General features: G+C 43.8%; 9 protein-coding genes. 1 reads left to right on the top strand and 8 read right to left on the bottom strand.

The window, feature by feature from the left end:
* Positions 1-21 precede the first annotated feature (21 nt).
* The 8 genes from cysE to ggt all read right to left on the bottom strand — a co-directional run bounded on the left by cysE (position 22) and on the right by ggt (position 11165).
* A complete protein-coding gene (gene cysE, locus JMW61_RS12290) occupies positions 22-861 on the bottom strand; it encodes a serine O-acetyltransferase (RefSeq protein ID WP_406947845.1) in 840 nt (279 codons plus the stop codon).
* A 462-nt stretch (positions 862-1323) separates the two neighbouring features.
* Positions 1324-2193: an RNA methyltransferase gene (locus tag JMW61_RS12285; protein WP_201551664.1), complete on the bottom strand. Its 870-nt coding sequence runs from the start codon at positions 2191-2193 to the stop codon at positions 1324-1326.
* Positions 2194-2571 (bottom strand): Hpt domain-containing protein, encoded by a 378-nt coding sequence (locus JMW61_RS12280; protein ID WP_201551662.1) that lies wholly within the window; start codon positions 2569-2571, stop codon positions 2194-2196. It abuts the gene before it with no gap.
* A 205-nt stretch (positions 2572-2776) separates the two neighbouring features.
* Positions 2777-6475 (bottom strand): DNA polymerase III subunit alpha, encoded by a 3699-nt coding sequence (dnaE, locus tag JMW61_RS12275; RefSeq protein ID WP_201551660.1) that lies wholly within the window; start codon positions 6473-6475, stop codon positions 2777-2779.
* A 418-nt stretch (positions 6476-6893) separates the two neighbouring features.
* The gene (locus JMW61_RS12270) at positions 6894-7352 is read right to left on the bottom strand and encodes a hypothetical protein (protein WP_201551658.1); all 459 of its coding nucleotides are present in this window, start codon (positions 7350-7352) and stop codon (positions 6894-6896) included.
* 261 nt (positions 7353-7613) lie between these two features.
* On the bottom strand, positions 7614-8624 hold the full coding sequence (locus JMW61_RS12265) for a DUF2931 family protein (protein WP_227687463.1): 1011 nt from the start codon (positions 8622-8624) through the stop codon (positions 7614-7616).
* Between the two features lie 149 nt (positions 8625-8773).
* Complete coding sequence (locus tag JMW61_RS12260; RefSeq protein WP_201551656.1) at positions 8774-9175, bottom strand: hypothetical protein; 402 nt, start codon at positions 9173-9175, stop codon at positions 8774-8776.
* 22 nt (positions 9176-9197) lie between these two features.
* Positions 9198-11165, bottom strand: coding sequence for a gamma-glutamyltransferase (ggt, locus tag JMW61_RS12255; protein WP_227687462.1), 1968 nt, complete (start codon positions 11163-11165; stop codon positions 9198-9200).
* Positions 11166-11556: 391 nt separating this feature from the next.
* Between ggt and JMW61_RS12250 the strand changes: the two genes are divergently transcribed.
* Entirely contained in the window at positions 11557-13635 is a 2079-nt protein-coding gene (locus tag JMW61_RS12250) for a hypothetical protein (RefSeq protein ID WP_201551654.1), read from the top strand.

Below are 13635 nucleotides of genomic sequence, written 5' to 3'. Positions count from 1 at the left end.
ATGCAGCATATTAAATAAAACTTACTTCTGCTTAGAACTTCTCTCATCAGTCTCATCTTTACCAATCACATCGAACTCTTCTAAACACAGTTTGTCATATTCTTTTTTACAAAAACTAGGGTCGATTTTGCACATGGCAGCTTGTAATTGATCGAGGCGGTTTTCTGATTGCTGAATGTGTTCTAGCATTTTAGCAAAAGCTTCTGCAACAGGATCTTGTGAGGTTGGATCGATACCATAAGCCTGAAATGCCGTATCGCGTGCAGTAGCTTGTTTTGAGGTCGCTGTTTTTTCTTGTGACTTAGCGTCTGGTGATTTTTCGGCAATCAGGTTGCCTTTTTCATCATGATGATCAGAAATCATACGAGCTGCATTACCAACCATCGTAGCGCCTGCTGGTACCGGTTTTACCACCACCGCATTTGAGCCGATTTTGGCATTTTTACCCACCGTAAATGGGCCTAACACTTTCGCACCAGCGCCAACCGTAACGCCATCTTCTAGCGTGGGATGGCGTTTGCCATTATTCCATGATACGCCGCCAAGGGTAACACCATGATACAAGGTGACATCGTTGCCAATCTCAGCCGTTTCACCAATCACCACACCGACACCATGATCAATAAAAAATCGTTTGCCAATCTTGGCAGCAGGATGAATCTCGATGCCTGTTATGATACGTGAGCCATAAGAGACCACACGTGCGGCCAGTTTCTGTTCGTTATTCCAGAGACAGTGTGCCCCGCGATGTAAGATAAGCGCATGGATGCCAGGGTAGGTCAATATGACTTCGAGACTATTACGCGCCGCAGGGTCACGTTTGAATACCGCATCGATATCTTCTTTTAAATCCTTTTTGATGCTAGTAAGCGTTTTCAACAATTTGGTTGGCAATGACATAAAGCGTCCTATCTATTTGTCGGTAGAGTGTCGTTACTGAAATAGCGATCTCTTTCATTTATAGTTGTTGGATTTTAATCGTTATTAAGTCTGCGTAAGTATTGGGTTTTACTTACGCTAAGGTCTTTCAAGTTATAGCAGTTTTACACGATAAAATATAGTGATGAGCTATTAAATACTCACAAACCCATCGATTAATATGAGTTTGCGAGTATCGATTTTATATTTGGTAGTAGTCCTAGGGCATGTCATCAATTAGCACATTGATACATTTAGTGGCCTTAAAATGGCTAAATTTTGTCAAACATCGTCAGAAATCTTGTCAATATGTTCATATTTACGGCGAGTTCTTCCTTGTTTGACTGCAATTTTTCTCATTTTAAGCCACACAATCTAAATGATGACACGCCCTAGATAAGTTCTCTAGTTTTTTGACAGTTTGGCAATCAATGCACTTAGTAGTTGATACTCTTTTTGATCAAGCTGTATACGCGAACCCAGTCTAGACAGTCGTGACGGCAATGATTTTAGATGTTCGCTATCTGCTAGACCGCGCTGAACCATAAGGTCAGTCATACGCTGAGTCAGTTGTAGTAGTTGCTGCTGGGTGATGGCTGGCTCATCCCATTGCTGACGCAAATGAATATCTAACATTGGCTGAGCAGTTGTACTGACATCGGTATTTGAATGATTAGCAGCCATTTTTGTATGCGTCTGTGCGTAAGCAAAGATAAAGCTGGCGATCACTTGCACTGCTGATGCGACATTCAATACAGGATAAGCAGGATTGGCATCGATTTGAATATGATAATCTGCATAAGCCAACTCTTCATTGGTCAAACCGCGATCTTCACGACCAAATAAGATAGCGATATTTGGTTTACCGTGAACAGCGGTGTCTTGCTGATCAATAAAGTCAAACATGATTTTGGCTGCCTGCGTGGGTGTGACCACAGGACGAGGCAAGTGACGGCTGCGACTACTGGCAGCGAACACGAGCTGGCAGTCTGCAATGGCAGACTCAAGATTTGGGGTGATAGTCGCTGACGAAAGCAGCTCACTGCCACCTGCGGCATGAGAGACACTGGTGTCATCAATCGGCAGTTTGGGCTCAACGACCGTTAGGCAAGATAGCCCCATAGTGTGCATTGCGCGTGCTGCTGAGCCAATATTAGCGGGCAAAGTCGTATTAACCATGACAACTTGCACAGCGTCTAGGTAATCACTCACGCTATGAGCCGACGGTTCTGAGAGAGTTGGTAACGCTTCAGATGATGGAGTCTCGCTACGCATTTATTGCTCCAATCTTAGGTTTATTTCTTTTTCAGCGCGTTCTAATGCGGCTGCGATGTCTTCAATCAGTGCAGCCTGCTCACCGATACAGCGCTCACGGCAGCACTCCTGTAATTGACTGCTAAGCTTGACCAGTTGTGTTGTTCCCAAGTTAGCGCTAGCGCCTTTTAGAGCATGAGCGGTCTCATAACCGTTAGCATGATCGTTTTCTTGCTGAGCGGTTCGCAGCGTTGCGACACGTTTTTTACTGTCTATAAGATACACTTGTATTAGGTCGGCAAAGTCTTCTTCGAGCAGGTCACGCATGTCTTCAAACTGCTCGTGATTAATAACTTCTTCAGTTTGCTGAGTCATATTGTTATTTGGGTTATTTTCCATAATGTTATGTCCAATTGTTAAAAGTTAAAGCAATAAGGTTATAGTCAAATCCTCTATAAAGTGGATACGGTGTCAGCCTCGCTCAGTCTACTATTTGTAGTACTTTAACTTAGCTTCCTTGTATCTAAATTATATTGAACAGACTATAAGATGTATTGAACGTACCTTAATTGATGATAATAGGTTTTTAAAACTGAGAAAGACATTAACTATAATGAAAGTGTAAATTGTCTTCACTAATCATGTTTCTCAACTGCTGTAAATTATCATCGTTAGGGTAGATTCGCCAATGCTCTGATAGTCCCACATTAGCAATACCAAACTCTTCATAAATGCTCAGCCCAAGCGGTAGACAATTATCATTAATAGAAGTGTCCGTATTGCTTAAGGCACTATTAGCATAATTTTGGTCGGTAGGGCTGCCATTGTCTAATGCCAGTAAATCATTGCCGTTTTCATCGTATAAACTGCCGCCTATCGCAGGGTCGTAAGCGCCATTACCACTGTTACTGTCTTGCTCATCCTGATCGCTATTATAAGCCAAGCGCGGTGCAGGTATAATGTCGGCTTGTGCTGATTTGAGTAGTGGTTGTAGATGCATGAGCAACTTAATGTCGCTACCATGAACTTTAATGCTTATTTTTTTGAGCCAACGCAGGCGTGCATCAACCATACTCATGGCACTATCAAGACGGGCAAAGAGACGACCGTCACGCTCACGAATGCTGCCTTTAATGATGACCACTTCGTCGACTTTTAGCTGGTCTTTTACGCGGTTAAAACGCTCCGCATAGCAGCTAACCTCTAACCTTGAGGTCCCATCGTCTAAGGTAATGACGTTGCGAGTACCAAAGTTAGCGATGTCTATAATCAACCCTGCAAAATAGCAGCTACCGTTGTAGCCAGTATCTGTTAGCTTATCAAGTCGTGTGCCTGAGGTATAGCGTTTGAGCTCTTCTAAGTATTCATTGATTGGATGACCTGTTAAGTACAGTCCTAAGGTGTTCTTTTCTGCTTTTAGGCGATGCTTGTCACCCCAGATTAGCTCTGGTGTCATGACGAGTGGCGGTGCGGCGACCACACCATCCATTTCACCAAACAAATCCATCATACCGATTTCACGGTTTTGACGATCTTGTTCAGCGGCCTGTACGGCGCTTGGCAATTGACTCATCAATGCACCACGAATCTCGTAAGCTTCGTCGCTTGGCAAGTCAGGTCGCAAGGTTGCAGCAAAGTCATCAAAACAGCCCGCACTGACCAATGCTTCAAGGGTGCGCTTATTGACTTTTTTAATATCGACACGGCGGCAAAAATCATATAAGTCTTTAAATGGCCCTTCTCGGCGGCGTGCATCAACGATAGACTCAACCGCACCTTCACCAACGCCTTTAATTGCGCCCAACCCATAAATGATATTGGTTGGCGTGTCAGCGACGAAATGCCATTCACTGCGATTGACGGATGGATTCACCACAGTCAATTCAAAGTTTTCGCGGCAGTCATTGATAAAGAACACCACGTTGTCCGTGTTGTTCATATCAGAAGTTAAGACCGCTGCCATAAATTCGGCAGGGTAGTACTGTTTTAGATAAGCCGTCTGATAAGCCAAGACACCATAAGCGGCAGAATGCGATCGGTTAAAACCGTAACCGGCAAACTTCTCCATCAAATCAAACACACCGCCTGAGGTGACTTCGTCGATGCCTTGTGAGGTCGCGCCAGTGACAAAGATATCGCGCTGTTTGGCCATCTCTTCGGGTTTCTTTTTACCCATCGCACGGCGAAGCATATCAGCACCGCCCAAGCTATATCCCGCCATGACCTGCGAGATTTGCATCACTTGTTCTTGATAGACAATAACGCCGTTGGTGTTTTCTAAAATTGGCTCAAGATTCGGGTGATCATAGATGACTTCCTCGCGACCATGCTTACGGTCGATATACATCTCTACCATACCAGCATCAAGTGGCCCTGGACGATATAGCGCACACATGGCGATGACATCTTCGATGTTGGTCGGTTGCAATTTGGCCAGATACTTTTTCATGCCCATACTTTCTAACTGAAAGACGGCAGTGGTTTTGGCATCTTGCAATAGCTTATAAGCTTTTTTGTCATCTAACGGCAAGTCTTCTAGGATCAATGCGTCTTTGCCTTCTTTGGCACGGCGTAAGTTGATGTTCTCAACCGCAGCATTGATGACAGTTAAGTTACGCAGACCCAAAAAGTCAAACTTCACTAGCCCAACGGCCTCGACATCATCTTTGTCAAACTGGCTGACACGGTGACCTTCATCATCACAATAGATGGCGCTAAAATCAGTAATTTTATGCGGGGCAATCAGTACACCACCGGCATGCTTGCCGACGTTTCGGCAGACGCCTTCTAGCTTGATTGCCATCTCCCAAACTTCAATGGCATCTTCATAATCCATATTGTCAGGATTCGAAATTAAGTCTTTGAGCTGTGGCTCTTGCTCGAGTGCCTGACTCAGTGTGATACCGGGTGTTTTAGGGATAAGTTTGGATATTTTATTGGCGAGGAAGTATGACTTACTTTGTACGCGCGCCACATCACGTACCACGGCTTTTGCGGCCATCGTACCAAAGGTGATAATCTGCGAGACTGCGTCACGGCCATAAGTTTGCGCCACATAATCAATGACTCGGTCACGACCTTCGATACAAAAGTCAATATCGAAATCGGGCATCGATACCCGTTCAGGGTTCAAGAAGCGCTCGAATAACAGATCATAATGAATTGGATCAAGGTCGGTAATGTTTAGCGCATAAGCGACCAGCGAGCCAGCACCAGAACCACGGCCCGGTCCAACGGGTACGCCATTGGCTTTCGCCCAGCGGATAAAGTCCATAACGATTAAGAAATAACCCGGAAACCCCATTGAAAGGATAATTTCAAGCTCATATTCTAGGCGCTCGTCATACCTCTGGCGAAAGTCGCTCCAATGTTCAGTACGCTCGGCGACAGGGAAGAGCTTATCCAAGCGATTATTTAGACCACGTACAGACTCTGCCCGAAAGAACGATTCAATCGTTTCCCCTTCAGGCACAGGGAAGTCGGGCAGGACGTTAATGCCCAGTGTCAACGTCACATTACAACGGGTGGCTAAACGTAAGGTATTATCAATAACCTGTGGAATATCAGCAAATAGCTGCTCCATTTGAGCTTGAGTCTTTAGGTATTGCTCATCAGAGTAAGTCTGCGGACGATTGAGATCAGCTAATACATAAGATCCTGCAATGCAGACACGTGCCTCATGGGCATCAAAATCATCTTGCTCTAAAAACCGCACATCGTTGTGCGCGATGATAGAGATGTGGTGTTTGGCACCCGAGTGAATAGCCGCCTGAATAAAGGCATCTTCACCTGAGCGACTGGTACGCTTGATGGCGAAATATAATCGATCAGCGAACTGTGACTGCCACTCGGTAATCAGCTCATCAGCCTTCTCTGGCATCGAGCTAACCAATGCTTGGCCGACATCGGATTTTTCGGTAAATAATACAATCACGCCTGCCGCATGTTCCAAAATATGGCTGCGTTTCACGACTGGTACACCGTGATTGGCATCATCGGCACGCCCTTCGGTAAAGCCAAGGGATACGATACGAGTGATGTTTTGATAACCTTCATTGTCCATCGCGAGTAAGGTCAGTCGTGTGTCTTCATTTTCCATGATGACTTCGCTGCCGATAATAGGCTTGATACCAGCGCCTAGGCAGGCACGGTAGAATTTCACCGTGGCATAAAGGTTGGATAAATCGGTCAATGCCAGCGCGCGCTGATTGTCAGCCGCCGCCGCTTTAACCATCGGCTTAATACGCACGATAGAATCAGTAATTGAATATTCGCTGTGAATGCCAAGGTGTACAAATGCCATAGAAGACTCTTACGGATACGATCGGAAAATAGGCTGATAAGAAATAAATTTTTAATTATCAATGGCTTAAGATTTTAATTTAGTCTGAAAATATGTTGTTCACCGTATTTTCTGGTTTCAAATCAGGTCGTTAATAATAGCATTATTTGCCGCAGACAGCCACTGATTCCAAGCTATTAGGCTAAGTAATAAGGTTGGAAATATTCGTTAGGTATGTGCTATTTCTGTTCCATTAAAAGACCTTCGCTATCTTACTGCAGTGTAATAGACATGATACAGGCAAGATTTTTTGCTAGAGAAAGCATTGTTTTTCTATCAAAAAACCGCTGACATTCTTAACGATGAAAGCGGTTATTTATGAGATATTCAGAAAGAAATATTAATCTGTTTGGAGGTGAATACTTTTTAGAGATTTGAATTATAATCCAGCCCATTTACCTTCAACCCAGACTGGGTTGGCGGAGTTACCCTCTCTATTCATCCATTTATCACCTTGCCAATAACCGATTAGGTAGTCACTTTCTTTACATTGTTTTGCATAATATGTTGAAGTTTCATTACCATAGCATTTTTTGGTATCTTTGTCGGGTGGGCAAAAGCCAGTTTGTACGTCGCAATTGGGTGCTTGTCCAGGTAGGTAAGCTCTACCTTCTTTACAGACATAGTCTACCGTGCCATGAGGTAGGTTATTATAATCCCAAAAATAATCGCCGTCAGAACCCAAAGGACGGTTTGTTACACAGTCTAATGCCCAGCCGCCTTTACTATTCAGAATGTATTCATCAGGCTTTGAGTTATTAATCCCCGCTATATTATCTATACAGCCTGTTAATAGTACTGCGGTGAGTCCGCTGGCGATGAGGTATGATGTTTTCATAAGGTGTCTTATTTTAGTTTTGTATAACAAGTTTTAGAATTGTTTAGACATTTTTTTGCATGAATAACCGCTGACCTCTTAACGATGAAAGCGGTTGTTTATGACATATTCAGAAAGAAATATTAATCTGTTTAGGAGTGAACGGCTTTTAGCTATTTGGGTGATAAACTAAACCTCATATCATCTGTCCTAAATTAGTTGACCCCTATAAGTATATGAGTCTTCTTATTCGAGTATCTCTATATGTCTAGACCAAATTTATTAGAACCATTTATATTCATCCTCTTTTAGTAGACGATAAAAACTACCATGTAAGGGTACATTTTGCTTGGTGACACCATCAACGGTTAGGTAAGCAACCAGCTCACCATCAACAATGTTGACCATTAGTGCTGCAGGCTCTTTGTTTTCCGCAAAAAAAGTTTTAAAAATCTCAAACTGCTCTACATCGCCATCGGGCATTTCTTTGGCACTTGGAGAACTTTGGCTAAAGCGAATAATGGCTTGATACCGTTGGCCCTCGTGTTTAAAGTATAGTCGATACCAAGCAGGCACTGCTTTTTCACTCTTGTATGTGGTTAAGTCTACTTCAGACTGTGGGATAAATGTCGTGTTCCCATTAATCAAGAATTCTGTGTAACCGTATACATCAAGCGGCGTGGAGAGATACCATGGGAACTTTTGGGTATTAAAGGCTTTCCATCTGCCAATAGGAAAGGTACCGTTGGCTGCTTGCGCTTGTATCTCTTCGGGCTGATCCTCAACAAACCCTGATAGATATTCTTCTTCACTCAGGCCTTCAGGGTTAAAATGATTGGCCTGTGCAAAATACTCCCACGGAATATTTATCTCTTCTGCTTGAAACTGTGCCACCTCTACAACTTCTGCCCAACCAAGACGTACAGAGACGAAGCCACCAGGAGCCAGCGCCAGCTGAATCTGCTTAAACTGTTCAGTATCTGGTGTGTCTTCGAAATCCATAGTGAGCTTGCGCTTAAACTTTTTTTCTATCTCTGCTTTGGGCAGTCTGGCTCTGACATGATAGTATTTGCCTTCTATGGGCGCCAGCCACGTGAGATTAATGCCATCAGGAATGCGAGAGCCACCTGACGCATCCGCACCAGCTGTACGCCACCCACCGCCTGCGTGCGCATAAAAACCGCGTCTTGAACCATCGTCATACATCCAAAATGATTCGCCTGCGACTAGCTCGATAGGGTAGTAGCGCGGTGCGTGTATAGCTGTTGTCCAGTTGACTTTTTTTTCAAACATCAATGAGTTTTTGATTCCACCTAATATGTGTCCACTAGGAGATAGACAAGCTGATAATGATATAATTAGAGATTATAATAGTGAAAGTCTGAGTGCATTCATAATCCAAAGTTTCCTTACAGCTCATAGGTAGTACTGTTGCTTTTCAATTAGTGATTCTTATATGATTTTGGGATACCGTTGTGACAATCAAACTCTACTGAACCAACCATTAAATCATGCTTCTTCCAGTATCGACGCAGCTGTGGCGTAGTCAGTGAGTTACCTTGACAGTCTTTGGGCAATAAGGCCTTATCTCCTTCACAGGTAAAGTATAAAGTGCCTTTTGGTAAATTATTATCTCGCCAAAAAAATTTTTCATCAGCTTTAGGTAATGGGGAGAACAGAGGTTTTCCTGTTTGTCTATCTTTTTGAGTAGTACATTCAGTAACTACTCCCAAGTCATTTTCTAAATATTCAGTTTGCATACCAAAGAATTGTGCTGGATGGCTGATACAAGCTGACAGGCCTAATATGCTGGTTAGGAGTAGAGATAGTTGTATTGATTTCATAATTGTATCCTTGTGTTTATGATTAATACCCAACTACCGCTGCATCAACGATACGTGGATCAGACGAGCCGTAAACACCACTTGGCGTAATCATAATAGATTGCGTTGAACCCATTGCTGATTGCGGACTCACCGTGTGCCCCATAGATTCGAGCTTTTTGATGGTATCGATATTCAATGCTTTTTCGATACGGATTTCATCAGGCAACCATTGATCATGAATGCGCGGGGCATGCGTGGCCTCAGCGATATTCATATCGTGATCAATCACGTTAGAGATAACCTGCGTCACGGTCGTAATAATACGACTACCACCGGGACTGCCCGTTACGATATAAGGCTTACTGTCTTTGAACACGAGCGTTGGACTCATAGAAGACAGCGGTCGCTTGTCAGCTTCGACACTGTTTGCTTCACCGCCTAATAGGCCATAACCATTGGGCACACCAGGCTTAGCAGAAAAATCATCCATCTCATTATTTAATAAGATACCTGTGCCATCAGCAATCAGCCCAGTGCCATAAGAAAAATTCAACGTATAGGTATTGGCGACGGCATTGCCGTCTTTATCCACGATAGAAAAATGTGTGGTTTGATCACTCTCGTACGGTAGTGGGTTATTGGCTTTGATGGTAGCGGCTGGCGTGGCTTTGTTTGGATCAATCAGTGTACGCAGTTTATCAGCATACGGTCTGGCAGTGAGACCGCTCACAGGGACATCTACAAAATCAGCATCACCCAAATATTCAGCACGATCTGCATAAGCCAATTGCATCGCCTCAGCCATTAAGTGAATGGTCTGGGCGCTGTTTTGTCCGTAGTCTTTGAGTGGATAGCCTTCTAATATGTTTAAAATCTGAATGATATGAATGCCACCAGAAGAAGGAGGTGGCATAGAGACAATCTCATAACCACGATAGTTGCCTTTGACAGGCGTACGGGCCACGGCATTATAGTTGGCCAAATCCTGTAGGCTCATACGGCCACCTGCTTCATTGACAGCTTTGACAATTTTACTGGCCGTTTCTCCTTTATAAAACCCATCAGCGCCTTGTGCGGCAATCAGCTTTAGCGAGCGAGCAAGCTCTGGTTGCTTTAAACGTTCACCCGGTTGACAGGCACTGCCGTCGGGTTTAAAAAACACCTTTTTAGTACTGGGCCATTTTTGCAAGCGATCGCTTAAGGCAGTGAGCGACTCGGACAATCCTGCTGTGACTTCGATACCGTCCTCTGCCAGTGCAATCGCTGGTGCCATGACTTGCCCGCGGCTCATCGTGCCGTGTTCATCTAACGCTTTGAGCAGTCCTGCCACTGTGCCCGGTACACCAACGGCTAAACCATGATAACGAGATAAGTCGCTGACGGCATTGCCTTCGGCATCAAGATACATGTCACGTGAGGCACTACTGGGTGCTTTTTCACGGTAATCTAACGCCACTGTTTTGCCTTGTTTGGCATCATAAATCATCATAAACCCGCCGCCACCGATATTACCGGCACGTGGCAAAGTAACAGCCAATGCGAAACCAACGGCAACCGAGGCATCAACGGCATTACCGCCTTGTTTAAGAATCTGTAACCCAATATCTGAAGCGAACGCTTCTTGCGTGGCAACCATGCCATTTTTTGCCCATACTGGATGATGAATGGCATCAGCAGAATAAATGGCTTGGTCACTATTTGTGTTATTAGTCGTGTTAGTCGTAGCGGTGAGCTTACTTGATTTGGCGGTCGTAATGCGTTTGGTTTCAGACAGTATGGTTGGGTTATCAGCCATTACGGCTAGGTTTATCGCACTGGTGTTAATTGAGGTGTTATTAATTGAGCTGTTATTAATGGAGTTGGTTGATGCTACTGGTTCCAGCGCATGAGCAGATACAGACAGTAATAACGCCCCTGTAATCAGTAGCGTACTAGGGTTAAGTAATAATTTTTTCTTGACTTTGGGTTGCTGAGTAGTGTGATGTGGATGTGAGGGCATTTGTGACATCGTAAAGTCCTTTTTATGAGAGAGGTTAATCAACAAGTATATAGACAAGCAATAGATAGATTATAGAGAGGTATGTCACGCAAAATAACAGAATAACATGAGAATAGGGAGTTGCTATCTACATATGTCTATAAAAATATGAAGAAATGGTGGTTTTAAAATATATTTTGTTCATTGTGCTACTGCTTTTTATTTTTATAGAGACAGATAGCTGTCTAATATGAGAACTTTTTAAGCGTTCAGTGAATAAATATCATGGTGAAACCCAATGATTTATGGAAACTAAATGAAAAATTGCGCTATTATCGCTAGCTAGTAATGTTTTGTGATATAAATAACGCTACCAATACGATACTTACAATTGTTTGTCAGCTTAGATTAAGGAAGTCTCATGTCACCGCCTATTTTTCGTAAAAATGACCAGCCAACTTTACCTCAATCATCCGCTCACCAGTCATCGAGCACTAGTAAGCGTCAGTCGATAATGATTGCTGGCTGTGCCATTTTGTCTGTGGGTGCGACGACCATGGTGACAGGCTGTCAATCAAACCCGACCGTCTCATCATCTGCTGCCGTATCAGGAAAGATGATTGATTTTGAAACGGCAGATACCGTACAAAGCCAAGCACAGGGCCGTGCATTTAATGCCAGTTTACATGCCAAGTCTGAACGCTATGCCCAGCTGTTTGACCAAGAAAAATATCCCAGTACAGAGAATCAAGCCAAGTCACATTTATTGACCGCTATTCGTCAGCATTTAGCAACGGAGCATGTGTCAGTCTCGCAAGCCAACTATCAAGCAGCCCCTTTTATCAGTCCAGATAGTATCGATGCCGGCGCTAGCAGTTTGTTTAAGACTATTTTAGAGACCTATGTTTATAAAAAAGAAACCTCAGGCGACTATGACTCGGATGACGAAGTCGTCGAAGAATATGCCTACGACTCAGATGACGACTATGTAGATGCTGCAGAAGTCGTCGTCGTAGAAGATGCTGATGAGCCAGATGACAGTGAATACGATGAAAACGGCTATGACGAGTATGGCTACGATTATGAGGGTTACGACAAAAATGGCTATGACGACTATGGCTTAGATCAAAATGGTTATGACTGGTACGGCTATGATGCAGATGGCTATGATGCAGATGGCTATGATGAAAACGGTTATAGTCGCAGTGACTATGCTACAGAAGCCTATGAAACCGATGATTATGAATCGGACAGTGCTTTTTCAAAGTTATCAGAATTAAACCCCAAAAGCATGACAGAACAATATGAAGCCATGCAAGCGGCTAAGCAGCGAGGAGAGACTACTAATGTAGAAGATGAGTTTTCAGGTTCTTCTTCAGCAGCAGGCGTGATTGGCAAGCTACTCAATATGATGAATCGTACGCCTGAGCAGATAGCTGCATCAAATGAATATCAATATAAAAACCTCATGTTCAGCAGTGTCAGTCAATACAATCCTAAGCAGCGACAAATACAAAGCGTCTACAGCTATGATTATGTGACACCAACGATTAGCGCATCGGTACAAATACCACTCGCGCTTGATTTTGACAACAGTCGTATCACGGTCGATCCTTCAGTCATTATGCCCATCATGGCAATTGCCAATCCTGACCATACGCCACTACCTAATGAGATGGCATCGCATACCGTCAGTTTTGGTTTGCCAGAGAGTATCACGGAGCAACTGCCGCCAGCAGTACTTTATGACGCGGCGATTTCTGCGATACAGGACAGTATGGCAGAGCTGGCGCCTGAGCATTTTAGCGCGGTTGATATTCGTAATGATCGGTTTGCCAAAGAAGTCGGTGCTAGCCGAGCGGTAAAAGTATATTTCGGTAGCCAACAAAGCGGTGAGATGATCGGTAAAACGCTGAAGTACATGTCCAAGTCATTACAAGATTATGTCGATGCCAATCCAGAAAAATATCCTGATGGTGCGATGCTAAAAACAGCCATTGAAAAGTTACAGCTATACAATAAGGGCTATCAAAGTGCAGATGTGGGGTCGCTATTACAGTTGATTGAGGCTATCGGTCCTATCTCGTTTAATCAAATAAACTACTACTATTTAGACAGCTCAGACCGTCTGCTTGCCAAGCAGCAACGTATGAATATTGGTGGTGACTTAATGGGCTCTACCACCACCGTACTAAACCAGGTGCGCTACGATAAAACCAGTTTTAAAAATCATGTATTAACGCCTTTATTGGCAGAGTCTTTCGGTGAAAACGCCAAACCTGCTATCGATGGCAATGCGTGGATGGCAGAACAACGTCAAGCAGAAGATAGGCTAGATACTGCCCGTTATGCCCGTTATGATTACGATAGCGATTATGCTGATGCCAGTGACGATTATGCCAGTGATGCGTCAGAGTATGACTCTAGTGATTATGATGACTATGACACTGACTATAGCGAAGACTACAACGATGCTGAAGATGATACGGACAACCGATAG

Source organism: Psychrobacter fjordensis (assembly GCF_904845995.1).
GTDB lineage: Bacteria > Pseudomonadota > Gammaproteobacteria > Pseudomonadales > Moraxellaceae > Psychrobacter > Psychrobacter fjordensis.
Note: the sequence above shows the minus strand (reverse complement) of the source record. Positions and strands in the feature narration are given on the sequence as shown.

Bases quoted from the DNA above. Each gene is read 5' to 3' on its own strand.
- JMW61_RS12285 (WP_201551664.1), bottom strand. From the start codon at position 2,193: ATGCGTAGCGAGACTCCATCATCTGAAGCGTTACCAACTCTCTCAGAA.
- JMW61_RS12280 (WP_201551662.1), bottom strand. From the start codon at position 2,571: ATGGAAAATAACCCAAATAACAATATGACTCAGCAAACTGAAGAAGTT.
- dnaE (WP_201551660.1), bottom strand. From the start codon at position 6,475: ATGGCATTTGTACACCTTGGCATTCACAGCGAATATTCAATTACTGAT.
- JMW61_RS12270 (WP_201551658.1), bottom strand. From the start codon at position 7,352: ATGAAAACATCATACCTCATCGCCAGCGGACTCACCGCAGTACTATTA.
- JMW61_RS12265 (WP_227687463.1), bottom strand. From the start codon at position 8,624: ATGTTTGAAAAAAAAGTCAACTGGACAACAGCTATACACGCACCGCGC.
- JMW61_RS12260 (WP_201551656.1), bottom strand. From the start codon at position 9,175: ATGAAATCAATACAACTATCTCTACTCCTAACCAGCATATTAGGCCTG.
- ggt (WP_227687462.1), bottom strand. From the start codon at position 11,165: ATGTCACAAATGCCCTCACATCCACATCACACTACTCAGCAACCCAAA.
- JMW61_RS12250 (WP_201551654.1), top strand. From the start codon at position 11,557: ATGTCACCGCCTATTTTTCGTAAAAATGACCAGCCAACTTTACCTCAA.